Annotated in this window: 26 protein-coding genes; 8 read left to right on the top strand and 18 right to left on the bottom strand. The window is 39.8% G+C overall.

Annotated features, from left to right (window positions below):
• Positions 1-597: an MBL fold metallo-hydrolase gene (locus tag H8692_RS06050; protein ID WP_187525248.1), complete on the bottom strand. Its 597-nt coding sequence runs from the start codon at positions 595-597 to the stop codon at positions 1-3.
• A gap of 117 nt (positions 598-714) precedes the next feature.
• Between H8692_RS06050 and trkA the strand changes: the two genes are divergently transcribed.
• The 4 genes from trkA to H8692_RS06030 all read left to right on the top strand — a co-directional run bounded on the left by trkA (position 715) and on the right by H8692_RS06030 (position 5,578).
• Entirely contained in the window at positions 715-2,109 is a 1,395-nt protein-coding gene (gene trkA, locus H8692_RS06045; RefSeq protein ID WP_243206927.1) for a Trk system potassium transporter TrkA, read from the top strand.
• 12 nt (positions 2,110-2,121) lie between these two features.
• Complete coding sequence (locus H8692_RS06040; RefSeq protein WP_187525247.1) at positions 2,122-3,585, top strand: TrkH family potassium uptake protein; 1,464 nt, start codon at positions 2,122-2,124, stop codon at positions 3,583-3,585.
• Positions 3,586-3,597: 12 nt separating this feature from the next.
• On the top strand, positions 3,598-5,067 hold the full coding sequence (locus H8692_RS06035; RefSeq protein ID WP_177269196.1) for a TrkH family potassium uptake protein: 1,470 nt from the start codon (positions 3,598-3,600) through the stop codon (positions 5,065-5,067).
• A gap of 76 nt (positions 5,068-5,143) precedes the next feature.
• The gene (locus H8692_RS06030; protein ID WP_177269194.1) at positions 5,144-5,578 is read left to right on the top strand and encodes a CBS domain-containing protein; all 435 of its coding nucleotides are present in this window, start codon (positions 5,144-5,146) and stop codon (positions 5,576-5,578) included.
• Here H8692_RS06030 and rnr read toward each other — a convergent pair.
• From rnr to H8692_RS06015, 3 genes are all read right to left on the bottom strand, one after another.
• Complete coding sequence (gene rnr / locus H8692_RS06025) at positions 5,550-7,499, bottom strand: ribonuclease R (protein ID WP_187525246.1); 1,950 nt, start codon at positions 7,497-7,499, stop codon at positions 5,550-5,552. The two genes, H8692_RS06030 and rnr, sit on opposite strands and share 29 nt — an antisense overlap.
• Before the next feature lie 77 nt (positions 7,500-7,576).
• On the bottom strand, positions 7,577-7,873 hold the full coding sequence (locus tag H8692_RS06020) for a hypothetical protein (protein WP_187525245.1): 297 nt from the start codon (positions 7,871-7,873) through the stop codon (positions 7,577-7,579).
• A gap of 101 nt (positions 7,874-7,974) precedes the next feature.
• Positions 7,975-8,220 carry a helix-turn-helix domain-containing protein gene (locus H8692_RS06015; protein ID WP_187525244.1) on the bottom strand — a complete coding sequence of 82 codons (246 nt, stop codon included), beginning with the start codon at positions 8,218-8,220 and terminating at the stop codon, positions 7,975-7,977.
• 130 nt (positions 8,221-8,350) lie between these two features.
• Between H8692_RS06015 and H8692_RS06010 the strand changes: the two genes are divergently transcribed.
• Positions 8,351-8,749, top strand: a complete 399-nt coding sequence (locus tag H8692_RS06010) for a hypothetical protein (protein WP_187525243.1) — start codon at positions 8,351-8,353, stop codon at positions 8,747-8,749.
• 119 nt (positions 8,750-8,868) lie between these two features.
• Here H8692_RS06010 and H8692_RS06005 read toward each other — a convergent pair whose 3' ends face one another.
• From H8692_RS06005 to trmL, 8 genes are all read right to left on the bottom strand, one after another.
• Positions 8,869-10,896 carry a sodium-translocating pyrophosphatase gene (locus H8692_RS06005; protein WP_187525242.1) on the bottom strand — a complete coding sequence of 676 codons (2,028 nt, stop codon included), beginning with the start codon at positions 10,894-10,896 and terminating at the stop codon, positions 8,869-8,871.
• Between the two features lie 138 nt (positions 10,897-11,034).
• On the bottom strand, positions 11,035-11,265 hold the full coding sequence (secG, locus tag H8692_RS06000; protein ID WP_177269004.1) for a preprotein translocase subunit SecG: 231 nt from the start codon (positions 11,263-11,265) through the stop codon (positions 11,035-11,037).
• Positions 11,266-11,345: 80 nt separating this feature from the next.
• Positions 11,346-12,641 (bottom strand): phosphopyruvate hydratase, encoded by a 1,296-nt coding sequence (eno, locus tag H8692_RS05995; protein WP_177269002.1) that lies wholly within the window; start codon positions 12,639-12,641, stop codon positions 11,346-11,348.
• A gap of 85 nt (positions 12,642-12,726) precedes the next feature.
• Entirely contained in the window at positions 12,727-13,473 is a 747-nt protein-coding gene (gene tpiA, locus H8692_RS05990; RefSeq protein WP_177269000.1) for a triose-phosphate isomerase, read from the bottom strand.
• The gene (locus H8692_RS05985) at positions 13,473-14,657 is read right to left on the bottom strand and encodes a phosphoglycerate kinase (protein ID WP_177268998.1); all 1,185 of its coding nucleotides are present in this window, start codon (positions 14,655-14,657) and stop codon (positions 13,473-13,475) included. The genes tpiA and H8692_RS05985 overlap by 1 nt, the downstream gene beginning before the upstream one ends.
• An 87-nt stretch (positions 14,658-14,744) precedes the next feature.
• The gene (gene gap, locus H8692_RS05980) at positions 14,745-15,761 is read right to left on the bottom strand and encodes a type I glyceraldehyde-3-phosphate dehydrogenase (RefSeq protein ID WP_177268996.1); all 1,017 of its coding nucleotides are present in this window, start codon (positions 15,759-15,761) and stop codon (positions 14,745-14,747) included.
• A 65-nt stretch (positions 15,762-15,826) separates the two neighbouring features.
• On the bottom strand, positions 15,827-17,287 hold the full coding sequence (gene rpoN, locus H8692_RS05975) for an RNA polymerase factor sigma-54 (protein WP_243206926.1): 1,461 nt from the start codon (positions 17,285-17,287) through the stop codon (positions 15,827-15,829).
• A gap of 73 nt (positions 17,288-17,360) precedes the next feature.
• Positions 17,361-17,831, bottom strand: a complete 471-nt coding sequence (trmL, locus tag H8692_RS05970; protein WP_187525241.1) for a tRNA (uridine(34)/cytosine(34)/5-carboxymethylaminomethyluridine(34)-2'-O)-methyltransferase TrmL — start codon at positions 17,829-17,831, stop codon at positions 17,361-17,363.
• Between the two features lie 238 nt (positions 17,832-18,069).
• On the opposite strand from trmL, the gene H8692_RS05965 reads away from it, so the two are divergent.
• Positions 18,070-19,041 carry a homoserine dehydrogenase gene (locus H8692_RS05965; RefSeq protein WP_177268992.1) on the top strand — a complete coding sequence of 324 codons (972 nt, stop codon included), beginning with the start codon at positions 18,070-18,072 and terminating at the stop codon, positions 19,039-19,041.
• 21 nt (positions 19,042-19,062) lie between these two features.
• Entirely contained in the window at positions 19,063-19,560 is a 498-nt protein-coding gene (locus tag H8692_RS05960; RefSeq protein ID WP_177268990.1) for an SEC-C metal-binding domain-containing protein, read from the top strand.
• 153 nt (positions 19,561-19,713) lie between these two features.
• On the opposite strand, the gene nth is transcribed toward H8692_RS05960, so the two are convergent.
• On the bottom strand, positions 19,714-20,352 hold the full coding sequence (gene nth / locus H8692_RS05955; RefSeq protein WP_187525240.1) for an endonuclease III: 639 nt from the start codon (positions 20,350-20,352) through the stop codon (positions 19,714-19,716).
• 159 nt (positions 20,353-20,511) lie between these two features.
• On the opposite strand from nth, the gene H8692_RS05950 reads away from it, so the two are divergent.
• Complete coding sequence (locus H8692_RS05950) at positions 20,512-22,110, top strand: cytosine permease (RefSeq protein ID WP_177268986.1); 1,599 nt, start codon at positions 20,512-20,514, stop codon at positions 22,108-22,110.
• Positions 22,111-22,222: 112 nt separating this feature from the next.
• Here H8692_RS05950 and H8692_RS05945 read toward each other — a convergent pair whose 3' ends face one another.
• From H8692_RS05945 to H8692_RS05925, 5 genes are all read right to left on the bottom strand, one after another.
• The gene (locus H8692_RS05945) at positions 22,223-22,735 is read right to left on the bottom strand and encodes a ferritin (protein WP_177268984.1); all 513 of its coding nucleotides are present in this window, start codon (positions 22,733-22,735) and stop codon (positions 22,223-22,225) included.
• 85 nt (positions 22,736-22,820) lie between these two features.
• Positions 22,821-23,456 (bottom strand): ABC-2 transporter permease, encoded by a 636-nt coding sequence (locus H8692_RS05940; RefSeq protein WP_177268982.1) that lies wholly within the window; start codon positions 23,454-23,456, stop codon positions 22,821-22,823.
• Positions 23,453-24,301, bottom strand: coding sequence for an ABC transporter ATP-binding protein (locus tag H8692_RS05935; protein WP_187525239.1), 849 nt, complete (start codon positions 24,299-24,301; stop codon positions 23,453-23,455). The genes H8692_RS05940 and H8692_RS05935 overlap by 4 nt, the downstream gene beginning before the upstream one ends.
• Entirely contained in the window at positions 24,294-24,677 is a 384-nt protein-coding gene (locus tag H8692_RS05930) for a GntR family transcriptional regulator (protein WP_177268979.1), read from the bottom strand. The genes H8692_RS05935 and H8692_RS05930 overlap by 8 nt, the downstream gene beginning before the upstream one ends.
• Positions 24,678-24,777: 100 nt before the next feature.
• Positions 24,778-25,563: a nitroreductase family protein gene (locus H8692_RS05925; protein WP_187525238.1), complete on the bottom strand. Its 786-nt coding sequence runs from the start codon at positions 25,561-25,563 to the stop codon at positions 24,778-24,780.
• Positions 25,564-25,587: the final 24 nt, after the last annotated feature.

The following is a 25,587-nucleotide window of genomic DNA, read 5'->3' as shown; positions in this document are numbered from 1 at the left end:
TTACCTCTCATTCACTATATCAATGAATTCTCTGTTTATCTTCCTTACTGTTTTCATAGTACAGCCATCCCCGTGTCCCGGATATATCATAATATCATTTCCCCATGTATCAACAATATCATGTATGCTCTTTCGCATATCCGCTTCCGACCCACTCTCAAGATCTGTCCTGCCAAGATCTACATTAAAAACAGTGTCCCCTGTAAAAGCCAGCTTACTCCTTTCACTGAAAAAACATACACTGCCTTTCGTATGTCCCGGAGTATTTATCACTCTGATGGCTTCCCCATCAAGGTATATGATATCGCCATCTTCCAGATATACGTCCACATCTTTTTTATATAGGTCACAATCATATCGATGCATATATACTGGACAATCAAAAAAATCTTTGAGTTTCTGTACCGCCCCTACATGATCATAATGATAATGCGTCAGAAGTATTCCCTTTAAATAAAGAGAATGTTCTTTTATGAAGTCCTTAAATACATTTGGACCATATCCAGGGTCTATTACATAGCAATCCGCTCCGTCTTGCTGATATATCACATATCCATTGCTCTCCAGCATCCCGCATATAAACCTCTTTATCTTCATTTTTCCCTTCACCTCATTCCGATATTTTCTATAATATTTTAATGCATTTGCAGGCTTCTTGCAATTAGATGTTGAAATCCGCATAAGAAGTGGTAAAATTATTATGTTTGATTATATATGGATAGATACAGAGGAGAAGTTATGAAAATAGTAATAGTCGGCGCCGGCAAGCTTGGAATGAGTGTAGCAAAAGCATTGCTTGGCGGCGATCATTCGGTCACCATCGTAGATACTGATGAGAATCTCTTACAGAAAATCAGTTCTCAAATAGATGTCATGACCATAAACGGAAACGCCAAGGAAATAAAAATATTAAAACAACTGGATATTGATTCATACGATTTCCTCATTACAACTACAGGCAACGATGAAGCAAATATAGTAATAGCTTCATTCGCAAAACGTCTGGGCTGCAGCAAAGTAGTAGCAAGAATAAGAGACCCCGAACACATGCAGCAGATTAATTTTATCAAAGAATCCATGGGAATAGATCATATTGTTAACCCTGATCAAGGTATAACGGTTGAGATCTATAAATACCTTGCAGAAAAATATACTCTCAGTAACGGTATATTCTCATCCGGGAAAGTTTCTCTCGTAGAATTTTCCGTAGACAGATACCCTCGGCTGATTGGAAAATCCATGAGAGAGATACCTAAAATACTACCCAATATGCTTGTAGTCGCTATATCGAAAAACGGCAAAGTCATTATACCTCATGGAGATGAGGTCATAGAAGACGAAGATTTCGTTTATGTTATAGGAGAAAAAGCTCCCATACTGTCTCTCAATGCCAAAGTACATGAAAGAGGTAAATATACTGATCTGCAAAAAGTTATGATAATAGGAGGAGGGAAAACAGGCTTTTATCTCGCTGAGATGCTGTCCGAATTCGGAGCTGCTGTAAAAATCATAGAGATGAACAAAAAACGATGTCATTATCTTTCGACTCACCTTGAAGATGTTATGATACTTCACGGAGATGCTACAGACCTTACCCTCCTTGAAGAGGAAAATCTGGATATGATGGATGCAGTAGTAACTGTTACGGGATTCGATGAAGATAATCTTCTTCTCGCCTTGACAGCAAAGCAACATGGTATTGAAGACGTTATTGCCAAGGTCAGCAGGACAAGCTACGCCGAGATAATTTCCCGCATGGGCATAGACATGGCTCTCAATCCTCTTGACATAACTACCAGTAATATACTCCACTTTGTTCTCGGTTCACAAAAGATACTGTCCTCTCATCTCATCGAAGGTCAGGCCGAACTTATGGAAATCATCGCTACTCCCCATATGAGTATACTCGATACCCCTATCTGCGAGCTTGAACTTCATGAAGGTATCATAATAGCTGCCATACACAGAGGCAGTGACGTTATAATCCCCAATGGTGATACTGAAATCCACGAAGATGACAGGATTATTCTTCTCAGCCTTTTGAGAGACAGAGCTATCACAGAAACACTCCTGAAAGATACAGGAAAGCTGGGATTTCTCAAAAGGTAAACAGGTGAATTTATGAATCTAAGTCTCAGTTCAATACTAAGAATAATCGGCATCGTACTGGCTGTAGTCGGCCTTTCGATGCTTCCGTCAGTTATTGTTTCCTTTATATATGATGATTCATCCATATATATACCATTCCTTCTCATAATGCTGATAGCAAGTCTTATTGGTATGCTTCTCATGAGACTGTGTCAAAAACAAACTCAGCAGCTCAAAGTCAGAGATGGATTTTTAATAGTCACATTATGCTGGTTCATATCTGCCATATTAGGTTCTATCCCTTTTATTGCAACAGACAGTATCCCACATTTTGCCGATGCCTTTTTTGAATCATGTTCAGGTTTTTCCACTACCGGTTCAACAGTTCTGGCAAAACCGGAATTGCTTCCTAAAGGTATATTGTTCTGGAGATCCTTTACTCACTGGATAGGCGGTATGGGAATACTAATCTTTGCAATAGCGCTTATGCCGTCTCTGGGAATAAGCGGCCAGAACATCGCGGTTTCCGAGGCGCCCGGGCCTTCTTTGGATAAAGTTACGCCAAAAATGTCTGATACTGCCAAAACACTTTATACTATTTATCTTTTTTTTACAGTCTTGGAAACAATACTTCTCATGTTTGGAGGAATGAGCTTATACGATGCTCTGATAAATTCTTTCGGATCTGTCGGCACAGGCGGTCTGTCTAATTACTCCGACAGCGTCGGTCACTTCGACAGTACATACATACGTATGGTTATCACAGTTTTTATGTTTTTATGCGGAGTGAATTTCAACCTGTATTATCATTCCATCAAGCAAGGTATAAAAGCTTTTACAAGAGATTCCGAATTTAAACTATATTTACTTATATTTGTATTTTCTTCTGTATTTATCTTTATCTGTCTGCTGGCAAGCGGCCAATATGATTCTGTAAAGCTTGCCTTCAGCGATTCTGTATTCCAAGTATCTTCCATACTTACAACAACAGGATTCATCACAGCAGATTACGAAACATGGCCTATAGTATGCCAGATGATCCTTCTTCTGCTTATGTTTATCGGCGGCTGTTCATCATCTACCGGAGGCGGTATCAAGGTTATAAGAATACTTGTAGTATTGAAACTGATAAAAAGAGGTATATCCACAAGACTTCACCCTAATATTGTCGAATCGATAAAACTTAACGGTAAAAATATGCCGAGTGATACTGTATCGGCAATCGTAAATCACTTATTTTTGTATATTGTAATGATATTTGCCGGGGCCTTTGTCATTTCACTGGAAAATGCTGATATGATGACTTGTTTCTCATCTGTCATAACCTGTATAGGAAATACAGGTCCGGGATTCAGTATGGTGGGGCCTGTTCAGAACTTCGGGGTTCTGTCCCCTCTTTCAAAATATTTGCTTTCGATATATATGCTGGCAGGAAGACTGGAACTTTATACTCTGTTTATCATTCTGACTCCAAGATTCTGGAACCCCGACCGTTAGGAGATTTTTAAAATGTATACCCCAAATCTGAATTATAAAGCTATAGTGAAAATCTTAGGGATAATAATTCTTATTCTCGGTATATCTATGGTGATACCATGGATATATTCCGAGCAGACAGGAGATATAAGCGCATCACATGCATTTAGAATATGTTCTCCCTGCTCAATAATATTCGGTACTCTGACAGCAGTTCTAATAAAATCCCATAAAATCAAATTCAGAGCCCGTGAAGGATATATAGTCGTTGCTGCATGCTGGATACTTGCTTCTCTGATAGGCGCTTTCCCCTACTATCTCTCAGGTTTTACAGATAATTATGTAGATGCATTCTTTGAAGCTACATCAGGTTTTACTACAACAGGATGCACGGCTGTTTCCGGAAAGCTTCTCTCCGGAGGAATGCTTTTATGGAAAGCCATCTCCAACTGGGTTGGCGGTATGGGGATACTCCTGTTTGTCATTTCTATTCTTCCTGCATTAGGAATAAACGGCCAGATAATAGCGAAAGCCGAAACCCCCGGACCTGTTCTGAGAAAAATGACAGTACGCATGAGTGACTCGGCAAAGATACTATATATAACCTATATTTCACTTACTCTGATCGAAATAACGCTCTTAATGCTATCCGGAAAAATGCCTTTTTTTGATGCAGTCATAAATTCCATGGGCAGCATCAGCACAGGAGGTGTTATGGTTCACCCTACAGGTATTGCTTATTACAGCAGCCTTTATGTAGAGATAGTCATTTCCTCATTTTGTGTGTTATCATCCCTAAACTTTGTACTTTATCACTATCTTATAACCGGTAAATTTTCCTTTTTCTTTAAGGATATTGAGCTGCGAGCATTCATGATTATAATGGCTGTATCTACTGTTCTTTGTACATTGAGCCTCATGTATGTCAACGGAAGCAGTCCCGGATCTGCTCTGCGTGATTCCTTTTTTCAGGTAGTCAGTATGGGCACTACTGCAGGATATACTCGCTCTCCTTATATGACATGGCCTTCAATGTGTCAACTTGTACTTATGATACTGATGTTCATCGGAGGCTGTGCTTCGTCCACTTCAGGCTCCATAAAAGTTGTAAGAGTAATCATTATGCTTAAACTCATCTGGAGAGGATGTATAAAAAGAATACATCCCCGATCTGTAGTAGCTGTCAAAATAGGAAAACGTCCTGTTTCAGCCCCTGTGGTGTCTTCCATATCAGCTTTTATCTGCACATATATGGTTATATTTCTGGTTTCATCATTTATACTTTCATTTCAGGGTCTGGATCTGGAATCCACTATCACTTCTGCCCTTGCGATGCTTTCCAATACAGGATCTGCTTTTGGCGAAACAGCCTCTTTAGGAAATTTTTCTGCATTCCATCCGGTTCTCAAAGTGTATCTCAGCGGATTAATGATCATAGGAAGACTGGAACTCTTTACAATAATAATACTTTTCAGCAAAACTTTCTGGGGACGTGACCGATAATACCATCTTTACTCATGTGATAATTCTTTTACATTGTGGCAATCCTATCTATATAGATATATAGGAGGGCAGTAAAATGAAAGTCAAAGATCTTATGAGTACCAACATTACATGTGTAAGTGAAAATACGCCAATATCACAGATCGCTTCCCATATGAGAAAAGATAATGTGGGAAGTCTTCCCGTATGTGATGACGCAGGCCATCTTAAAGGTATAGTAACAGACAGAGATCTGGTTCTTAGAGTTCTCGCTGAAAAACAGATAGACGGTATGACCTCGCGAGATATAATGACAAATGATCCCGTTACTGTTTCACCGGATATGAGTATCCACGATGCAGCGCTTCTTTTTTCTTCACACCAAATAAGAAGGCTTCCTGTTGTGGAAGCTTCTAAAATAGTGGGAATTCTGTCTCTTGGTGACATAGCCTCAAAGCCGGTCTTTATAGATGAAGCAGGAGATGCACTTTCTGCTATAAGTATTACAGGAGGTCTGCAATCAAAAAATTAATTTCTCGCTTGTCAAGATCAACATAATCTACAATAATGGAAATTTCATCGCCTAATTTGTAGGCTCTATTGGTACGTCTTCCTATGAGGGCGTATTTTTCTTTGTGATAATCATAATAATCATCTTTGAGTTCATCTATTCTAACAAGTCCCTCAACAGTATTCTCAAGCTGCACATATATTCCGAAATTAGTTACACCGCTTATTATTCCGTCAAAGAACTCTCCCACATGATAACTTATATATTCCGCTTTTTTTAGTTTTTCGACCTCTCTTTCTGCATCAACTGCCTTTCTCTCCATAAGAGAGGACTGTTCTGACGCATACTCAGCCTTTTTTCTGTAATGCCTTGCTGTTTTAGATGTAATTCCTTCTTTCAGGTATCTCTTTATTATTCTGTGTATTATAAGATCAGGATAACGCCTTATAGGTGAAGTAAAATGACAATAATATTTTAAAGCCAGACCGAAATGGCCCTGACACTCAGTACTGTAATACGCTTTCTGCATAGCTCTAAGAGCAACAGAATTAACAACTCGTTCATTTACTTTACCTTTTACACCGTCCAATACAGAACTTATTGCTTTAGGATACATACCTCCTGCATTCCCTCTCAAAACAATGCCAAACCCTCTTAAAAAAATCTTAAGCTGTTCAATTTTATCTGCCTCGGGTTTTTCATGAACTCTATATACAAAAGGCGTTTCCAACCAAAAAAAATGTTCGGCGACAGTTTCATTTGCCAGAAGCATAAACTCCTCTATCATTTTATTCGCGCTTCTCCGCTCCGCGATACCCACATTTACAGGAATACCGCTCTCATCAAGCGTTATATAAGCCTCATCTAAATCAAAATCAAGGCTTCCTCTGTCATGTCTTATTTTAGAAAGCCTTACCGCAAGATTCTGCATCATAAACAATTCATCTTTTATATGAACATATCTTTCGCTCACCTTACTGTCGTTTTTCTCTATAAGATCTGACACATCATCATATATGAGTCTTTCTATTGAATTTATAATACTTTCATATATCTCATGCCTTACAAGCGTTCCTGCAGGAGTAATTTCCATATCTACAGATAAAGTCAATCTGTCTTCATGAGGATTCAAACTGCATATGCCATTAGAGAGTTCTTTAGGCAGCATAGGAATCACCTGATCCAAAAGATACACGCTTGTTCCGCGCTTCAAGGCTTCTTTATCAAGAGGTCCGTCTTCCTTCACATAATGCGCAACATCTGCAATATGCACTCCTAAAAGATAATTCCCGTTATCGAGAAGCTCTATAGATACAGCATCATCAAAATCCTTGGAATCTTCTCCGTCTATGGTAAATATCTTTTTACTGCGGAGATCCCTTCTATTCTTCAACTCATCAAAAGTTATGCCTTTACGTTTTACCGCCTTAGCCTCTGCATTCACCTTACTGGGAAACGTCTCTCTCATATCATAACTTCTTGCAAGAGCCTTAATATCTCCGCCCGGCTGCCCGGCTCTGCTAATTATTTCTGTTATTTTTCCTTCTGCATTATTATGTTTATCAGGATATTTGGTTATCTGAGCAACTACTTTATCTCCTTTTTTTGCTCCTGAAAAATCTTTTTTTCTTATAAAAATATCTTCCCTGTATTTCTTACTGTCAGGGACGACAAAACCAAACTTTTTACTCTTTTCAAAAGTTCCCACAACTTCAGATGTTTTTCTGTTAAGAATTTTAGTTATTATTCCCTCAGGAGATTCTCTCCACAGATACTCCGGAATAAGATCTACTTCTACTTCATCATCATTCATGGCACCGTTCATAGAATCTGCGGATATAAATATATCGCTGTCAAATCTGTCACATTTGACAAATCCGAATCCTCTTCTATGTTTGCTCAGTACTCCCGATAACCTCTTTTTTTTCTTACGTTTTCCCATCAGATGTTCCTCTCATATGTATTAATCTCATTTTACAGCATAAAAGGTGGCAATGCCACCTTTTATGCTGTAAACTTTTACTTGTTATTTGTTTCCTTGGTAGCATCTGTTCTGTCATTGCCGTCGATACCGTCTTTGACATCATTAACTCCGTCTTCAACATCATCGATAGCATCTCTTGCGCCATCTGCCATATCATCAGTTAAGGAATCATCGTCTTTAGATTTATTGTCGTCGTTTCTGTCGACATTCTTCTCCGTTACGGTTCCGTCGCTGGCGTCAGTGTTTCCGTTATTGTCATCACTTCCGCATCCGGCAAAAGCCAAGAGTGACACACAAAGAATTGCTGCCAGAAAAAGTCTTGTCTTTTTCATCACTTTTCTCCTCTCTTGTTTTCCCTTTTATTATCTGCTTTTTATAAAAAAAATATCGCACCAGATAGCTTCCAAGTTTTTGAAAAGTAAAATTAGTCTAATTAGTTTTTATATAATTCATCCACACTTATATGAAAAAAATCCGCAAAACTTTTCAATTCTATATCAGTAATGAATCTCTGGCCTGACTCTATCCTCTGAATAGCATTTTTATCCAGATCTATTCCCAAAAGCTGCATTTTATCAGCAAGCGCTCTCTGAGACATATTAGATCCACGTACAGTCCTCAATACACGTATCTTCTCACCACATATATTATTCCTGTTTCCATTTTTATTTTTGTACATTCTGTGACTCCCCACATTGACATTCAGTGCTTGTCATTAATGCAATAATATGATAGAATATCAATTAATTTGACATCTACTAAATGTCATTTATGTACTATAAACTTTTATTTTAAGCAAGGGTGTCACTGTGGAACAAAAAAACAAAACTGAAATTCATTATCAAATAATATTTAAAGCAACAGTATCTCTGATATTAATAGTATTTATTATTTATATAATCTATTGTTTATATACAGGAAGCTCCAAATATAAAATTACGGGAACATGGGTCGCAGTAAGTGAAAATACTGAAAAAAACCTATTTCCCGACCATATATCATTTTTAAGAAACAACAGAATCTATCTATCAGAAAAAGTCGGAACATATGATATAAAAGGAAATAAACTCACCACAATAAATTCCGGCTGCAAATCCGTTTATGATTATGTTCTCTCAAATGACGGCCGTTTCCTTATTCTTCTTATAAAAGAAAATAAAGTTGAAAAAGAGAGCATCTGCCTCTACATGAACATGGATAATATATAAAAATCACTTTATTTTTTCAATATATCAAGATAAAAATCTTTTAACACAGTATTTTCTGTAAATCAAAAGGCCCGGAAATTTTTCCGGGCCTTTTGATTTGAAAGTTGTTTTTCTTCTGTTTAGAACAGCATATTGATAAGTCCGCCGATCTGTACAAATACAGGTGCGAATACCAATGATACGATAGTCATAAGTTTGATAAGAATGTTTATTGAAGGACCTGAAGTATCCTTGAACGGATCTCCTACAGTATCTCCTACAACTGCAGCCTTATGCGGATCTGAACCTTTTCCGCCGTAATGGCCTTCTTCTATATACTTCTTAGCATTGTCCCAAGCTCCGCCGGCATTAGCCATCATAAGAGCCATCAGAACACCTGATGATAAAGCTCCTCCGAGCATACCGCCCAGAGATGCAGGTCCCAACACGATTCCGATAACTAATGGAGCAAGCACTGCCATAAGTCCGGGAACAATCATTTCCTTAAGAGCCGCTCTTGTCGAAATATCAACGCAATGAGCATAATCAGGCTTTGAGGTTCCTTCAAGAATTCCCTTGTCAGCCTTAAACTGTCTTCTGACTTCTTCAATCATCTGATTAGCTGCTTTACCCACAGAATTCATAGTGAACGCCGAGAACAGGAATGGAAGCATAGCTCCGATAAACAGTCCGATTACCACTACAGGGTCAAGTAAATCAACAGCCTCAAGATCTGTCACTGCAGCATATGATGCAAACAGCGCCAGAGCAGTAAGAGCAGCTGATCCGATAGCGAATCCTTTACCTATAGCTGCAGTAGTATTTCCTACAGAGTCAAGCTTGTCCGTTATTTCTCTCACATTGTCAGGAAGCTCAGACATCTCAGCTATACCGCCGGCATTATCTGAAACCGGACCATAAGCATCAACCGCTACAGTCATTCCTGTTGTTGAAAGCATGCCTACCGCCGAAAGAGCGATTCCGTACATTCCCGCAGTATAGTATGCAACAAATATTCCTATTGCTATACAAATTATAGGCCATAACGTTGACATCATACCAACGCCAAGACCGCTTATTATAGTAGTTGCCGAACCCGTCTGTGACTGATCTGCAATTTTTTTAACTGATTTATAATCTGCAGAAGTATATATCTCAGTAATCTTACCAATAGCTATACCCACTACCAGACCTGCAATAATAGCAATAGCATAATTAAAGCTTCCCAGCATTACCTTTGAAAGGATCACTGTCGCTATGATAACTATTACACCTGCCAAATATGTACCCATGTTGAGAGCGTTAGCAGGGTTTGATCCCTCCTTGCCTCTTACGATAAATATTCCTATAACCGACGCAAGAATTCCTATGCCTGACAGAATCAGCGGGAACAGCGCCGCCATGCTTTCATCAAACAGACCGCCTGAATTTACAGCGGCAACTGATGCCAAAGTAACTGCTGAAATAATAGAACCAACATATGATTCAAATAAGTCCGAACCCATTCCGGCAACGTCACCTACGTTATCCCCTACATTATCGGCAATAACAGCAGGGTTTCTCGGATCGTCTTCAGGTATGCCTGCTTCAACCTTACCTACAAGGTCAGCTCCTACGTCTGCGGCCTTGGTATAGATACCGCCTCCGACTCTTCCGAATAGAGCCATCGATGATGCTCCGAAACCAAATCCTGTTACACATTCTACCACTGTTGCCAGATCAAGAACGCATAAAACGACTCCAAGTCCTAAAAGTCCGAGCCCTGATACAGCCAATCCCATTACGGCACCTGATCTGAATGCGATCTTAAGCGCCTTATTCATTCCGGACTCCATAGCTGCATTGGCAGTTCTCACATTACCGAGAGTAGCCACCTTCATTCCGAAATACCCTGCCAGAACTGACAGTAAAGCACCTACAACATAAAGAACTGCTGTCGTAACACTCTGCAGACCAAACCCGATGAGCAGAGCAAGCACAATGATTACGATAGCCATAATCTTGTACTCTCTTGAAAGAAACGCCATGGCACCTTCTCTTATGTAACCGGCGATCTCTTTCATTCTGTCGTTACCTTCGTCTGCCTTCTTTATCCATGAGGCTAATCCTACGGCAACAACTAGTCCAATAATTGCCGCAGCAACGGCAAGAATTGCAAAGATTTCCATTTTAATGATACCTCCCCCTCGTACCCGTACACTATAAGAGGCGTCAATGACACCTCTTAACTAACATGCTGAGCACGAACTATTAAAGCATTTAATAATAAAAAACAACTTTATACAAAGGTTCCAAAACGGCGAGCGCTACTCGATCGCCACAAGAACCAATGATAACACGATAAATAATACTGCTGCAACTGCTGCTATTTTACTTAATATAGCATCATAGCCCTGACTCTTTCTCTTTCCGAAAAGCTGTTCGGCTCCTCCGGCGATAGATCCGGAAAGTCCGTCGCTGTTGCTGGATTGCAGTAAAATACTTATGATCAGTATTACACTAACAAGTGCAAGCACTATTTTAAGAGCTATTCCCATGTTCAATCCTCCTCATATTCTAACTTTTTAAGTTTATCACAGGGCCATTCAAAAATCAATGACTTTGCTTGTTCCACAGTCTATTTTTTCCTTATATTATAAAAAGCATTTCTGCCTGCATACTGTCCTGCAGAGTCAAGCAGCTCTTCTATTCTGAGAAGCTGATTATACTTGGCGATCCTGTCTGTTCTCGATAGCGAACCGGTCTTTATCTGTCCGGCGTTAAGACCCACAACTATATCCGCTATAGTAGTATCCTCAGTCTCTCCGCTTCTATGGGATACTACTGCTGTATAACCTGCCTTTTTGGCCATCTCGATAGCATCAAATGTTTCTGTAAGAGTTCCGATTTGATTTACTTTTATGAGAATAGAATTGGCAATTCCTTTGTCGATACCCTCTGAAAGTCTTTCTGTATTCGTAACAAACAAATCATCACCTACCAACTGAATTCTGCCGCCAAGCTTTTCTGTAAGATGTGCCCATCCTTTCCAGTCGTCTTCAGCAAGGCCATCCTCAATAGAAATAACCGGATACTTATCGCAGAGCATTTCATAATATGAAACCATTTCTTCGGCGGTCCTGCTCACACCCTCGCCGGTAAGATTGTAAATATCCTTTTCAGCATCATAAAACTCACTGGCAGCAACATCAAGAGCGATTTTCACATCATCTCCCGGTTTGTATCCCGCTTTTTCTATTGCTTCTATAATAACCTGTATTGCTTCTTCATTTGTAGAAAGATTAGGCGCGAAGCCGCCTTCATCTCCCACTGCAGTATTCATGCCCTTTGCCTTAAGTACGCTTTTAAGATTATGAAAAACCTCAGCGCCCATTCTCAAAGCTTCTCTGAAGCTTGAGGCACCTACAGGCATTATCATAAATTCCTGTATATCCACCGTATTATCTGCATGGGAACCACCATTTAATATATTCATCATAGGTGTAGGCAGTACTTTTCCGTTTACGCCGCCCAAATATTGAAACAGAGGAAGTCCCAGAGATTCCGCGGCAGCTCTGGCTACAGCCATGGAAACGCCTAAAATAGCATTTGCACCCAGCTTACCCTTGTTAGGAGTTCCATCAAGCGCTATCAGCATTTTATCAAGACCCACCTGGTCAAAAGCGTCCCATCCCAGAATCTGGTCTGCAATAATATCATTTACATTATCAACTGCTTTGAGAGTTCCTTTACCTAAATATCTGGCTTTGTCTCCGTCTCTGAGTTCTACCGCTTCATGGATTCCCGTTGATGCTCCCGACGGTACGATAGCTCGCCCTATGGATCCGTCTTCAAGCATTACTTCAACTTCAACCGTAGGATTTCCTCTTGAATCAAGGACTTCTCTTGCAATTACGTCTTCAATATAAGCCATAACAATTTACCTCCTTAAGTTTTGATATATTCAACTGAAAAATTTTCATATGATCCGTCTTGCGGACACAATAGTTTCATACAGATCAGAAATCTATGATTTCCATAAAATCTTTGGCTTTCAGGCTTGCTCCTCCTACCAAAGCTCCGTCTATTTCAGCCATATTCATTATTTCTGCAGCATTGGCAGGCTTCACGCTGCCTCCGTACTGGATTATCACCTGATCAGCGGTATCTTCTCCGTAAAGATCTATAAGCGTATTTCTTATAAATTCACACATTTGCCCGGCCTGCTCTCCTGTGGCTGTTCTCCCCGTACCTATAGCCCATATAGGTTCATAAGCTATGACGATACGCACTGCTGCCTCGGCATCTATATCCGCAAGCCCCTGCTCCAGCTGCGATCTGACTCTGTCAAAAGCCTTTCCTGCATCCCTTTCTTCCAGACTTTCTCCTACACACATGATAGGTCTTATTGAACTGTCAAGAAGTCTTTTCATTTTCAGGTTTACAGTTCCATCTGTCTCTGCAAAATACTGTCTTCTTTCCGAATGCCCTACTATACAGAAATCAACTCCGATCTCTTCCAGCATAGAGACAGATATTTCCCCTGTATAAGCGCCTTCATCTGCAAAATGTACATTCTGTGCGCCTATTTTTATATCTGTTCCTTTAAAAATCTCCGCTAAAGCTTCAAGATCCGTAAACGGAGCACATATAGCCGCCTGTATATCTGTACCCTTATAAAGAGACTTAAATTCTTCGGCGAATTTTACAGCGTCTGCTTTTGTCTTAAACATTTTCCAGTTGCCTGCTATGAACGGTATTCTCATTACTTTTCCTCCAAACACGATATTCCCGGCAGTTCTTTTCCTTCAAGAAATTCCAGAGAAGCTCCCCCTCCGGTTGAAATGTGAGTCATTTTATCAGCATATCCAAACTGCTCCACAGCCGCAGCCGAATCTCCGCCTCCTATTATAGTGACAGCTTCGCTTTTGGCGAGAGCCTCTGCTATTGCCTTCGTTCCTTCAGCAAAATTAGGCATTTCAAATACTCCTGCAGGTCCGTTCCAGACAACCGTTTTAGCTGTGGAAATAACTTTCTTATACATATCAATTGTCTTCGGTCCTATGTCCATACCCATCATATCAGCAGGAATCTTATCTCTATCAAACACGCCTTTTTCGCTGCTATTATCAAATTCCTTTGCACATACGGTATCTACAGGAAGCATAAGCTGTACTCCTACGGCCTTCGCCTTCTCCATAAGCTCTTTGGCAAGCTCTATGCTTTCCTCATCCAGAATTGAAGTTCCTATTTCGTATCCCATAGCTTTAAAGAATGTATAGCTCATTCCTCCCACTACTATGAGAGAATCCACTTTTTTAAGAAGATTTTCTATAACGGGAATCTTGTCTCCGACCTTGGCGCCGCCCATTATGGCAACGAAAGGTCTTTCCGGGTTCTCAAGAGCATCTCCCAAGAATTTTACTTCTTTCTCTATAAGAAATCCTGATACACTCGGCATATATTCAGCAAGACCTGCTGTAGAACAATGTGCTCTGTGGGCAGTTCCGAAAGCATCGTTTACAAATATCTCTCCAAGCTGAGCAAGCTGACCTGTAAACGGTTCCTCGTTCTTTGTCTCTTCTTTTCGGTATCTTACATTTTCCAGAAGCATTACCTGTCCCGGCTGAAGCTCCTCGGCAGTTTCACGCACCTTATCATCTACCACAACATCAGATGCCGCAAAGATAACTTCCTTCCCCAGAAGCTGCGACAGTCTGTCGGCAACAGGTTTAAGTGAAAACTCAGGCTTAGGCTCGCCTTTAGGTCTTCCCATATGAGACATCAGTATAACCTTAGCATTATTCTCAATGAGATATTTTACGGTAGGCAGCGCTGATGTTATTCTTATATCATCGGTTATCTTGCCATCCTGCATGGGTACGTTAAAATCACATCTTACCAGCACCCTTTTCCCTGAGACATCAATGTCTCTAATAGTCTTTTTCATTCAAAACCTTCCTTTTTAATTTTTGTACAGGTTCTTAAAGATCAACAGCCGGCACAAGGTCGGCTGTCGTTTTTTCCAATATTAATATTATGCGTTATCCACACTGTACATATGCTTTATAAGCTCCAGTACTTTGGTGGAATAACCATATTCATTGTCATAGAATGCTATCAGCTTAAAGAACTTATCATTGAGCTGTATCCCTTCTCTTGCATCGAAAATCGATGTATGAGGATCGCCGATGAAATCACATGAAACCACTTCATCATCAACATATTCTATAACACCTTTCATATCCCCTTCGGACGCTTCTTTTATTTTTCTGCAGATATCCTCATAGCTTGCTGATTTTTTCAGCTGTATATTAAGATCGATAACAGATACATCATTTGTAGGTACACGATAGGCTATACCCGTCATCTTTCCTGCCAGTGAAGGGATTACGAGTGCCACTGCCTTGGCAGCCCCTGTACTTGTCGGGATAATATTTCCGAAAGCAGATCTCCCCGTTCTCCAGTCTTTTTGTGAACGCGCATCAACAACCTTCTGCTTTGCTGTCGCTGCATGAATCGTTGACATAAGTCCCTGTTCGATCCCCCAATTATCTTCAATTACCTTTGCTAAAGGAGCCAGGCAATTAGTAGTGCATGAAGCATTGGAAACAATCGTCATATCTTTCTCATAATCATTATGGTTTACACCCATAACGAAAGTAGGCGTTGTCTTATCCTTAGCCGGCGCTGTAATGATAACCTTCTTGGCTCCCTGATTGATATGTACCATTGCCTTTTCGGTAGTGTTATATGCGCCTGTTCCCTCAACTATATATTCTGCTCCGCACTGATCCCACGGAATATTTGAAGCGTCACTTTCGCTGTATACAGGTACTTTTTTACCATTGATGATCAGTCCGTCGTCGTATACTCCAAGCTCTTTCGGAAAACGTCCAAATACAGTATCGTACTTCAGCATGTATACCATGTATTCTTTGTCAGCATTACGAACATTGATACCTGCGATTTCTATCTCAGGCATGTCCATTGCTGCGCGAATAACTACACGCGAAATACGACCAAAGCCGCTTATTCCGATTTTAATTGCCATTTTTAAACTCCTCCTAAAAATATCACTAAGTTTATTTAATTTAATATATATTTACCCTCTGCGGGTTAATATCGTTTTCGTTTGGATGATGACAGTATGTTCAGCTCGTCTCTGTATTTTGCCACCGTCCTTCTGGAAATGCTTATGCCCTTTTCTTTAAGCATTTTTACCATTTCCTGATCGCTGTAAGGTGATTTTACATCTTCATTATCTACTATTTCTTTAATAAATTCTTTTATGCTGTTGGAAGAGATTCCTTCCCCATGACTTCCCGACACTCCTGCCGAAAAAAAATATTTTATCTCAAAGACACCTCTCGGACACTGAAGATACTTGCCGTTTATAGAACGTGACACCGTAGACTCATGTATCCCCAACTCCTCCGCAATATCTTTCAGAGTAAGCGTCTTCAAATATTTGCTGCCTTTATCCAGAAATTCCTTCTGATGTTTCACTACAGCCGTAACCACATTATAAATTGTCTGTTTCCGCTGTTCTATACTCTTTATAAGCCAAACAGCCGAATTGACCCTGTCAGATAAATATTTTGAAAGACTATCATCATTCTCCGACTGTTTCATCAGCTTACTGTAATATGAACTTACCATCAGCCTCGGAGTGCTGCTTTCATTTACCGTTACCACATAATCATCGTCAGATCTTTCGATTATAACATCCGGCACTATATATTTTGTCTCCATCTGAGATGCAAACAACCTGCCCGGTTTAGGCTCAAGTGTTCTGATGATATCGCTCATCTCCTGTACTTTCTGAGGAGATATTCCCATATCCTTAGCTATGACTCCCAGCCTGCTGTTGGCCAAATCCTCCAGATGCCGATTTATAACTTTTTCAAAAAGATCTGTAAGCTGTCCTTTCTGTCTCAGCTGTATCACAAGACATTCAGCCAAATCTTTAGCCCCCACCCCTACAGGATCGAAACCATGTATAATCTCCAAAACCTCTTCGACCTTTTCCTGCGGAGCACCTGTAGCACAGGCTATCTCCTCTACAGTTGACGTCATGTATCCATTCTCGTCAAGAGATTCTATTATATACTTGCCTACACGTCTGCATCCCTTTTTATTGGATGCAAACTGAAGCTGAAACATAAGATGTTCAGGAAGAGTGACATCAGAATATACATATTGTTCATATGCATTTTCTTTTTCTTCACCGTTCCTGTCTTCCCACTGTCTGTAGCTTATGTCATCATACTGTCTGTCTTTGACGTATTCCTTCCAATCAAATTCATCGTTCTTATAATCCGAAGCCTTTTCCCGGTGCTCTGTCATATGTTCTTCGAAATGTTCCGCAGTGTTTACGCCGCTCACATGTTCAGATGATTCGCGCGGTTCACTGCCGGCCTGTTCCAGAACAGGATTGACCAGAAGCTGCTCCTGCACATAAGAATCCAGTTCCTGAGTATTGAACTGCAAAATCTGAATCGCCTGGATAAGTTCAGGCGTCATAACCAGTTTTTGAGACTGTTCAATCTTCAGGTCATAACCAAGTCTCATACTCATCTTTTAAATACCTCGGTTTATATTATAACATATAGCAAATTTTTTGCCAGTGCTTTGCCGGGAATTAGCCTCATTATTTTAAACCGGGGAACCCCATTTGCCTCAAAGCTTCAAAAAGAATTATGTTGACTGAATTGGCCAGATTAAGAGATCTCAATCTGGTATCCTCGCTCATAGGTATTCTTACAGCACTCTCTCTGTGTTCCTCTATAAAGGGTTCAGGCAGACCTGCCGTTTCCCTCCCGAAAAGGATCATATCTTCATCCTTAAACTGTATATCGGTATAAATATGCTTTCCTTTAGTAGTAGCCAGAAACATCCTACGATCTCGGTATTCATCCATAAAATCATCAAGACTTTCATGAATCTGAAGTTTCACATAAGGCCAATAATCAAGTCCGGCTCTCTTCAGGCTCCTGTCATCTATGGAAAACCCCAGCGGCTTCACAAGATGCAAAACAGTTTCCGTTGCCGCACAGCTCCTCGCTATATTGCCTGTATTAGGAGGAATCTCAGGTTCCACCAAAACTATATGTATAGCCATAAACGTTTTCTCCTTTAATAAATAACCTTTATATTTTATTGTACGTTCCCCTGCCGTAAAGTCAATATATAAAGCAAAAGCTTTCCAAATTAACTGATGCTCTTAATTATCAAAACAAATTTTATCAGTCATTTCAAAATGCCAATCCATATTTATAGTATAGTAAAAAATTTTAAAGACAAAACGTGAAATTTATTATATAATTAATAGTAAATGTTAAATTGAGTGGAGGGAAAACATGAAAACAATAAAAATCGGATTGCTTGGTCTTGGAAATATAGGTACCGGAACATACAAAACACTGGAAATGAACAGAGACGAAATCGAATCCACACTGAATTCAAAAGTAGAGATCGTAAAAATACTGGAAAGAGATACAGAACGTGACAGAGGGATCGCCGTTCCAAAGGAAAAGTTTACATCCGATCCCGACGAGATCTTTAAAGATCCCGAAATCGATATAGTTATTGAACTTCTTGGTGGGATAGAGCCTGCCACATCATTTATACTGAAGGCTATGGAAAACGGTAAACATGTTGTTACTGCCAATAAAGCCGCTATAGCAGCCAACTATCATAAACTGATGGAAACTGCCCAAGCCAATAATGTGCTCTTCAGATTCGAAGCAAGTGTCGGTGGCGGCATACCTATTCTCGGAACCCTGACAGGTCCTCTCAGAGCCAATAAATTTGAAGAAGTTTTAGGTATCCTTAACGGAACTACAAACTACATACTTACAATGATGACAAAAGAAGGCGTTGATTATGATACAGCACTCAAAGATGCACAGGCGCAGGGTTTCGCCGAAGCTGATCCCACTGCAGATGTGGAGGGTATCGACGCTGCCAATAAACTTACTATTCTGATGGCTCTCATGTTTGATAAGTACGTTGCTCCCGAAGATATCCCTACTACAGGAATTACTCAAATAACAAAAGAAAAGATCGAAGAAGCAAGAGCCAATAACTGCAAAATTAAACTGATAGCTCATGCCAAGAAACTGGAAAACGGGGAAATTGAATATGAAGTGCGTCCTATGCATATAAGCGAGACCCACCCTCTTGCCAATATCAATAAAGAATTCAATGCGGTATTTGTAAAAGGCAATGCCGTAGATGATCTTATGTTTTACGGAAAAGGAGCCGGTCCGCTTCCTACAGGAAGCGCCGTACTCGGTGATGTCATAGATATTGCAAAAACAATTTTATAAAAACTCGACAGGAGGTCTAAAATGACTTTATTTGAAGAATGGAAAGATCTTATAGAAAATCAAACTGAAGAAACATTTCCCGAGTTTTGGAAGGAATACAGCGAAGCTGAAACCAAGATATACAGTGATATACTGGACAAACCCAATGAGAAAGTGACGGGGACTTTAGGAGATCTGGCTTGCGGATATGAAGTACGCCCTGTGATCTTCATGGGATTTTTAGACGGAATAAACTCAAGTCTGAAAAAAGAAAATGACTTTGAAAATTTTGATGAGCAGTCAAATGTAGAAATTCAAATTGAACCGGAAAAGCTCTTTTATAATATGCTTGCCGCAGGCGCTGATTATCTTTACGGACTCCCCCAATGGACAGACATCTTAGGTGAAGACAAAATGACAGAGATCGCAAAAGAATATAAAAAATCAAAAACAGTCGTAAAAGGCAAAAAAATAGGCCGCAATGAACCTTGTCCATGCGGCAGCGGCAAAAAATATAAACACTGCTGCGGGAGGAATTGACCCAGCGATATGAAATGAGCTGTGGTATTTCCCCCGTCATATGTCACAGGACTTTAGTCCGTGGTGACCAACGACGCAGAAGAATTGACCCAGCGATATGAAATGAGCTGCGGTATTCCAATAATTCGCACTTAAAAACGACAGCTGTAATTATCAGCTGCCGTTTTTTTCATATTTACAAAGCTTCTTTATAACACACTCATCGCATTTAGGATTTCTGGCAATGCAGCAGTTTCTTCCATGGTAGATCAAACTGTGATGAGCTTCGGTCCATCTGTCTTGCGGAAGCACCTTCATCAAAGCCAACTCTGTTTTAAGAACATCTTTCTCTTCTACAAGCCCTATTCTGTTTGCAAGTCTGAAGACATGAGTATCCACTGCTATCCTCTGATGTCCGAAACCTACAGACAGCACCACATTAGCGGTTTTTCTTCCCACCCCCGGAAGCTTTATAAGCTCATCATAATCATCAGGAACCTTGCCATCATAATTTTGCATCAAATTTTTAGCCAGCGCTATTATATTTTTAGATTTTGTCTTATACATGCCTATGGTTTTTATTATATTTATCACATCCTCCTGATTCGCTTCGGCAAGCTCTGCAGGCGACGGATATTTTTTAAACAAAGCATCACTTATTTTGTTAACACTTTTGTCGGTAGTCTGAGCTGATAAAACTACAGCTATCAGAAGCTGATATGTATCCATATGTACCAGGGCGCATCCTGCATCGGGATATTCTGCTTTCAGAGCATCCAGTATCTGGTTAATCTGTTTCTTCGTAAAGGCCATGATTTTTTCCTCCATTTCAATTATGTTTTCATTATATACAAATAAGAATATTTTGCAAACCCGGCACGAACCTTTGCGTATTTTCAATAGCCATTTCTGTAACTATAATGTATAATTATTTTATTATATTCTAATCAAAATATAAACATGGAGGTTTTTATGTCAACATATACACAGGTCGAAAAGAACGGGCTGTTCCAATTGACTGACGCAGCACGTGCTGAGCTCATATCATCTAAATACTACAATGAGGATCTTGCGCCTACATCTGTTTCTCAGCGAACCTGGACGACTTACAATATTTCTATGCTGTGGGTGGGAATGGCTATCTGTCTGCCGTCTCTGACTCTTGCAACAGGGCTGGTAACTGCGGGAATATCGCCATGGCTGGCAATTTTAAATGTGGCTATCGGAAATCTCATAATACTTATACCTATACAGCTCAACTCTCAGATCGGCTGTAAATACGGGCTCTCGTTTCCCGGCCTGGCAAGGCTTACATTCGGCAGCCGAGGAGCTCAGATTCCGGTACTTTCAAGAGCCATCACCGCATGCGGCTGGGTTTCTGTACAGGCATGGGTAGGCGGCGGAGCTGTCGCTGCTATCATCGGATGTTTTATACATAAATTTTCCGATCAAAACTGGACAATAAATCTCCCTTCGTGGGGCGGCATACAGTCACATTCTGCCGGAACCTTTATCGGGTATGCAATTTTTTTCGCTGTCATGACATGGATAGCTTACAAAGGAATTAACAAAATAAAACTGATACAGAATATAGGAGGTCCACTGCTGCTGATTCTGCTGGTCGGCCTTTTTATCTGGTCTTTAAAGATCGGAAACGATGCCGGCTTCAGTTTTGCAGAAATAATGAGTCAAAAAAGTACATTGAGCGGAAAAAGTTTTGCAGCGGCCTATCTTGCAGGACTTATGGGCAATATAGCTTTCTGGGCAATGATGTCTCTCAGTATTCCTGATTTTTCCCGTTATGCTAAGTCACAGAAAGCTCAGTTCAAGGGACAATTATACGGTATGCCTATTCCCATGACATTCTGCGCTTTTATCGGGGCCTTCTATGCTCAATCAGCTACTATGTTCAATACCGCCAACGGTCTGAACCAAGGTGATCCGGACTGGTACGATCCTTTTGATGTCATATCAGTACTCTATAACATCGACAATAAAATAATAGTTTTAATAACTGCTATAGGAGTAATGGCCGCCACACTCACCACATGTGTATCCGCTAATATGGTGGCCCCGGCCAATGGATTCACCAATGTATCACCTACAAAAATATCTTATAAAAGAGGTGTTCTGATCACTATGTTCATTTCCTTTTTTGTATTACAGGCATGGTGGATATACGGATCAGGAAATGAAGCATATCTGATATGGCTGAATGCCTATGGATCTGTTCTTGCCCCGCTGGCAGCGATATTTATAGCTGATTATTTCATATGCAAACACAGACGGATAGATGTAGCAGGGTTGTTTAAAGGAGCTGACGGAAGATACTGGTATTCAAACGGATTTAATCCGGCCGCCATTATCTCATGGGCTGCGGCATTTGTGCTGCCGCTGTTCACTTATTTTGGAATGGATGGATCATTCTGGGAGATTATTAACTCCGTAAGCTATATCTGGTCATTTATCATAGGCTTTATATTATACGTGTTACTTATGCAGACAAAAATGGGAAAAAGCTCATATGTCACCAGCGAAGAACATGAATCATTCACAGAAAGAATCCTTTGATACGAAAAAACAGCGAAGCTGCTTTTACAACTTCGCTGTTTTTATTTATTATAATATCAACCACTATCATCAAAACTAAATCACAAATCTGACTTTATCTATGCATTCTTCCCTACAGTGTCAGTGAAGGCGCTGTATAAGTTCTTTCAGACAGTTCATTATCAAGCATATAAAGACCTTTGCTGTCTCCGCCAAAGAGTTCAAATTTCTTGACAAGATCATCAGCTGTATCTTCTTCTTCTGCCTGCTCCTTAACGAACCAATCTAAGAACTGCATGGTTCTGAAATCCTTTTCTTCATATGCTGCAGCATAGATATTATGTATCAAGCCTGTAACATATCTTTCATGTTTAGCCCCTTCATTAAGCGGATCTATGAATTCTTTAAAATTTTTATCCGGTTTATCTATAGCTTCCAAAACAACAGCCTCACCGTTCTGCTGGAGATAATCCATGAACAAAACGGCATGATCACGTTCTTCCTGAGCCTGTATCTTATACCAGTTGAAAAAACCATTAAGACCTTCATCCTTATAATAATTTGCCATATCTAAATACAAATATGCCGAATAAAACTCTTTGTTTACCTGATCATTCAATAATTCAACTATTTTCTTTGATAACATTGTAATTCCTCCTCGCCCATATTTATTTTTTAACTGTAAATTTATTGTAACATATCATTTTAAAAAAGTCTACTAAAACAGTCCATTAAAATTCTTTTTTCCCATATATTCTTACTGATAAAAAAAATGAGATACATCCCAAAACTGCCATAAAACCAGTAAGAAAAGCAAGCCAAGACCACCTGCTCATGGATATCACAGCATTAAAAAAAGCTCCCTCTCCAAATAAATCCGGGAGTTTAGGACCTACAAAACTTATCACTGCAATTGCTGCAGCCACGACAGCGATAAAAGCAAAACGTCCTTTCTCCACGCCAAACTTAAATATTACAGGCATAAGAACAGCCCCCATTATGATACCAAACGGAAAAAGTACGGCTGACAAAAATATACTTTCTTCAAGCGACTCCCCCAAAACCATACTCCCTGCACAGGCTATAACTGCAGAGACCACAATCGATATCAACATTATAAGATATTTGGACAGTATAATCTTTTTCCTTGAAAGAGGTGATGTCACTGCAAAGACATTCCACCCGCAGCTGTCATCATAAGCAACAGCTGTCATTGGAATCATTACCGCAAACATTACCATGATACCGCTGAAAAATCCCGGCTGACCATTCCACAAACTGATAAAAAACCATAAAATGATTATAATTATATATATCTTCAATTGCTGTCTCAGATTTATAAAATCTTTTATCAATAACCCCTTCATCTTTTTTCCTCCTTTATCATCATCACCATAATATCTTCTACAGTAGCATTATCCGTAATCAAAGCTTCATTCACCATCTGTCTCTTTACCAGTGCTTCTATTCCGAATTCTGTCCTGCGAAAAGCAACTACCGCCGACTTATTTATATTCTCAAAAGTTTTAACAGTACATCTTGCTATTGCATATGAAGCCAAAAGCTCATCCTTCTCATCGCTGAAAACAATCCTGCCTTCATGTATTAATGTTATATAGTCACATACCTTCTCAAGATCACTCAATATATGTGACGAGATAAACACGCTGTTATCTTCATCCTGTATAAATTCACGCAGTATATCCAAAAGCTCATCTCTTGCCACAGGATCAAGCCCCGATGTCGCTTCATCCAGTATAAGAAGTCTGCTGTTATGTGAAAGAGCTACAGCTATTGAAAGCTTCCTTTTCATACCTGTAGAATATGATTTTATCCTTTTATTTTGAGGAAGCCCGAATTTTTCGGTATACCGGAAAAAAGCCCTGCTATTCCACGTAGAATATATTCCTTTCATTATTTTATTTATATCCTTTGTATCTGCCTCGGGAGGAAGTCCGTAATCATCCATCACTACTCCTATATTCTCACGTACAGCTGCTCCTATATTTTTAAAGGATTCCCCAAAAAGTTTTATATCTCCGCTGTCATAACGTATAAGTCCTGTCATGGCTTTAATTACAGTGGTTTTACCAGCTCCGTTTTCACCTATGAATCCCATTATGTATCCTTTCGGCAAGACTATATTTATATTTTCCAGTTTAAATCCATCGTATTTCTTCGAAAGACCTGTTATTTCTATAGCATTATTCATTATTCTCCTCCTCATACATCAAAGTCAACATATCCTTTATATCTTTCAGTGACAGGTCACAGCTTACTGACAGTCTTATAATTTCATTTAGATGGCTCTCTATACGTTTCAAATATTCCTCTCTGACCAAATCAGTATTCTTCTCTGCAACAAAGCTTCCTTTTCCGGTCATAGTGATTATAAAACCATCACGTTCAAGTTCTTCGTATGCTCTTTTTGTCGTTATCACGCTTATTCGCAGTTCTTTAGCCAGAAGTCTCATAGAAGGCAGCATCTGTCCTGCATTAAGTTCCCCGGTCATTATCTTGGATTTTATCTGCGAACTTATCTGCTCATAAATAGGCCGCCCGTCTGAATTGCTTATTATGATGTCCAAACTGAACACCTCCATTTCATATTGTATATACTCATTATATACAATATGAACATGTTGTCAATAGTTACTGACAATAATATCGAAAAAAAAAGAGTGGATATCACACCCACTCTATATCAGCCCGTTTAAATCTTTGAGGAATATGTAGATATTCTTCATCTTCCGGATAACCTATCATAAAAGCTCCGTAAAAACTATGGTTTTCAGGCAACTCTGGCAGCAGTTCCTTTATTTTCGGAACATTGTTTGCCATCCTTTTCAAATATCCGGCCCAGCATGTGCCGACTCCTTTAGCCTGTAAATACAGTTCGGCAGTAGTCATAGCTATTGCTGTATCCGTCTCCGGAGATATTGCATTATCGCTGGCATATGCCAAAAGCAATGATGTTGCAGTTCCCATAACAACATTGTTTCCTATTTCCATTTCTGAAGCTATTTCCATAGAAACCCCTGTAGACTGCACATACTCCAGTATAAAATCCATCATCTTTTCCATTACATCCTGAGATTCTATTATCATCCACTTGGTGGGATGCTGATTTTTAGCACTTGGGGCCCATGCCGCCAACTCAAGAGCCTCTTTTATAACTGATCTGGGAACCTGCTCTTCACTGAAATGTCTGTAAGATCTCCTTTTCAGTATATGATTCCTGAGATCTTTGTAAAATCCCTCCCTTATTACAGGAAGCTCATCATCTACTATAGATGGCTTTCCGTCATATGTTATTGCCTCTGTGGGACATACTGCCCCACAGTGCATACATCCTATGCACTTTTTTCCTTCTATTTTCCGGATCCCTTCGCCGGATTCCTCCAAGACAGTGAAGGGACAGACTGTAACACAAGTCATACACTCAATACATACATCCCTATTAATCTTTATCATTTAATCCTCCCTATTTCATAACAT

The sequence above is a fragment of the Lentihominibacter hominis genome (assembly GCF_014385065.1).
In the GTDB taxonomy this organism is placed as follows: domain Bacteria; phylum Bacillota; class Clostridia; order Peptostreptococcales; family Anaerovoracaceae; genus Lentihominibacter; species Lentihominibacter hominis.
This window is presented reverse-complemented; position numbering and strand designations above follow the sequence as displayed.

What these genes read in the sequence shown, in the direction of transcription:
- H8692_RS06050 (WP_187525248.1), bottom strand. Translation starts at nt 597, where the DNA reads ATGAAGATAAAGAGGTTTATATGCGGGATGCTGGAGAGCAATGGATAT.
- trkA (WP_243206927.1), top strand. Translation starts at nt 715, where the DNA reads ATGGATAGATACAGAGGAGAAGTTATGAAAATAGTAATAGTCGGCGCC.
- H8692_RS06040 (WP_187525247.1), top strand. Translation starts at nt 2,122, where the DNA reads ATGAATCTAAGTCTCAGTTCAATACTAAGAATAATCGGCATCGTACTG.
- H8692_RS06035 (WP_177269196.1), top strand. Translation starts at nt 3,598, where the DNA reads ATGTATACCCCAAATCTGAATTATAAAGCTATAGTGAAAATCTTAGGG.
- H8692_RS06030 (WP_177269194.1), top strand. Translation starts at nt 5,144, where the DNA reads ATGAAAGTCAAAGATCTTATGAGTACCAACATTACATGTGTAAGTGAA.
- rnr (WP_187525246.1), bottom strand. Translation starts at nt 7,499, where the DNA reads ATGGGAAAACGTAAGAAAAAAAAGAGGTTATCGGGAGTACTGAGCAAA.
- H8692_RS06020 (WP_187525245.1), bottom strand. Translation starts at nt 7,873, where the DNA reads ATGAAAAAGACAAGACTTTTTCTGGCAGCAATTCTTTGTGTGTCACTC.
- H8692_RS06015 (WP_187525244.1), bottom strand. Translation starts at nt 8,220, where the DNA reads ATGTACAAAAATAAAAATGGAAACAGGAATAATATATGTGGTGAGAAG.
- H8692_RS06005 (WP_187525242.1), bottom strand. Translation starts at nt 10,896, where the DNA reads ATGGAAATCTTTGCAATTCTTGCCGTTGCTGCGGCAATTATTGGACTA.
- secG (WP_177269004.1), bottom strand. Translation starts at nt 11,265, where the DNA reads ATGGGAATAGCTCTTAAAATAGTGCTTGCACTTGTTAGTGTAATACTG.
- eno (WP_177269002.1), bottom strand. Translation starts at nt 12,641, where the DNA reads ATGGCTTATATTGAAGACGTAATTGCAAGAGAAGTCCTTGATTCAAGA.
- tpiA (WP_177269000.1), bottom strand. Translation starts at nt 13,473, where the DNA reads ATGAGAATACCGTTCATAGCAGGCAACTGGAAAATGTTTAAGACAAAA.
- H8692_RS05985 (WP_177268998.1), bottom strand. Translation starts at nt 14,657, where the DNA reads ATGAAAAAGACTATTAGAGACATTGATGTCTCAGGGAAAAGGGTGCTG.
- gap (WP_177268996.1), bottom strand. Translation starts at nt 15,761, where the DNA reads ATGGCAATTAAAATCGGAATAAGCGGCTTTGGTCGTATTTCGCGTGTA.
- rpoN (WP_243206926.1), bottom strand. Translation starts at nt 17,287, where the DNA reads ATGAGTATGAGACTTGGTTATGACCTGAAGATTGAACAGTCTCAAAAA.
- trmL (WP_187525241.1), bottom strand. Translation starts at nt 17,831, where the DNA reads ATGGCTATACATATAGTTTTGGTGGAACCTGAGATTCCTCCTAATACA.
- H8692_RS05965 (WP_177268992.1), top strand. Translation starts at nt 18,070, where the DNA reads ATGAAAACAATAAAAATCGGATTGCTTGGTCTTGGAAATATAGGTACC.
- H8692_RS05960 (WP_177268990.1), top strand. Translation starts at nt 19,063, where the DNA reads ATGACTTTATTTGAAGAATGGAAAGATCTTATAGAAAATCAAACTGAA.
- nth (WP_187525240.1), bottom strand. Translation starts at nt 20,352, where the DNA reads ATGGCCTTTACGAAGAAACAGATTAACCAGATACTGGATGCTCTGAAA.
- H8692_RS05950 (WP_177268986.1), top strand. Translation starts at nt 20,512, where the DNA reads ATGTCAACATATACACAGGTCGAAAAGAACGGGCTGTTCCAATTGACT.
- H8692_RS05945 (WP_177268984.1), bottom strand. Translation starts at nt 22,735, where the DNA reads ATGTTATCAAAGAAAATAGTTGAATTATTGAATGATCAGGTAAACAAA.
- H8692_RS05940 (WP_177268982.1), bottom strand. Translation starts at nt 23,456, where the DNA reads ATGAAGGGGTTATTGATAAAAGATTTTATAAATCTGAGACAGCAATTG.
- H8692_RS05935 (WP_187525239.1), bottom strand. Translation starts at nt 24,301, where the DNA reads ATGAATAATGCTATAGAAATAACAGGTCTTTCGAAGAAATACGATGGA.
- H8692_RS05925 (WP_187525238.1), bottom strand. Translation starts at nt 25,563, where the DNA reads ATGATAAAGATTAATAGGGATGTATGTATTGAGTGTATGACTTGTGTT.